Source organism: Xenorhabdus bovienii (assembly GCF_024721015.1).
Taxonomy (GTDB): Bacteria; Pseudomonadota; Gammaproteobacteria; order Enterobacterales; family Enterobacteriaceae; genus Xenorhabdus; species Xenorhabdus bovienii.
Map to the genome: position 1 here is coordinate 1 of NZ_JANAIF010000209.1, position 1,393 is coordinate 1,393.

The 1,393-nt window shown below is 53.9% G+C and carries 1 protein-coding gene; it reads right to left on the minus strand.

Going from position 1 to position 1,393, the window contains the following annotated elements; genetic code table 11:
• Positions 1-156: 156 nt before the first annotated feature.
• The gene (locus NXS07_RS20040; RefSeq protein ID WP_258087514.1) at positions 157-1,326 is read right to left on the minus strand and encodes an IS701 family transposase; all 1,170 of its coding nucleotides are present in this window, start codon (positions 1,324-1,326) and stop codon (positions 157-159) included.
• Between the last annotated feature and the right edge of the window lie 67 nt (positions 1,327-1,393).

The following is a 1,393-nucleotide window of genomic DNA, read 5'->3' on the forward strand; positions in this document are numbered from 1 at the left end:
TAGTACTACAGCCGTAATTGCTCTGTAAGCCGATGATTTCCCCGGCGGCGACAGTGACATTGTTGTGCCCGGTATTGATGCCGTCGTCGCCAGTCTGACCAATGTAAAATCTGTTCGATTGTCTTTCCCGCTTTTTCCATCAGCTTTGACAGCAGCTTACGGAGTTCCGCTACACTGAGCGGAACCCGGCCTGCCGGTGTTTTTTTTCTCCTGTACCCGCAAAACCGCCAGGACTGCATGGGCCAGTAACGACAAGGTAATATGCCGGTGCCAGCTCTGCCATCGCCGCACTTCGTAGTGATCCAGCCCACATTCCCCTTTGGTTTCCTCAAAGCCACTTTCGATTTCCCAGCGACAACCCGCAACCTGAACCAGCGTATTAAGATCCACCTGTTCTCTCAGGGCATACACCACATAGTAAGCCCGTTCCTGTCTGCTATCCCGGCTGCGCCGAACTAACAAATAATGACCATAATGTCGATCCTCTTCACTGAGCTGTAAACGCCATAACGGCACGACAGCCCAGTCATACTCACGCTCACCTTTTGTCCCCGTTCCCGCTGACCGTGTTTTCCAGTCAGCGGCGGTCAGGGTATCGGCAATCCGGTCAGCACGGATATACTCTGGCCCTCGCCACCCTAAGGGGGTATTGCAGGGAATGGCTAACACAAAGGGCGGGTATCGGGACTCCAGCCAGACTCTTAGACGACGGTCACGGCCATAAACTTCATCCGCGGTCACCCAGCGACAGGGAACGCCGGCATCCCATGTTCGTTCCAGCATCTGCCGGGCTAACGGGGGTTTCGTTGCAAAAGTGACGCTGGCGGGGATACCCGCGGCTTCACAGCGGGAACGGGCATCTGTCCACTGGCGAGGCAGGTATAATGCCCGGTCAACAAAGGCATGCCCTCCGTTGCCGGCGTAACAAAGAAATACGCCTATCTGGCTGTTTTCTACCCGTCCAGCGGTCCCACTATACTGACGCTGTACCCCGGCAGAATGTGTCCCTTTTTTGATAAAACCGGTTTCATCAATGATGAGAACACCCTGTTCATCGCCCAAATGTTCAGTGACATAATCCCGCAGGATATCGCGGGCCATATCGACATCCCAATCAGCGCGTTCCAGCAAATATTGAATCCCATCGGGGGTACTTTCCCCCATCCATTCAGCCAGTTGCCAGCTATTCTTACGTTCAACATCACTGAGCAATCCCCGAAGATAGGCGAGGCTGCGTTGTCGTGAGCCGGTAGAGTGAAATAAGGGAGCCAGACGGGTATGTAATGCCTGTAGCGCCTGTTCCCAGATTTTGGCAGGGGATGGCATGTGACACCGCCTTTTATTTAAGGAAGAAGAGCCCTATCATGGCACATGATGGATTACGGCTGTAGTA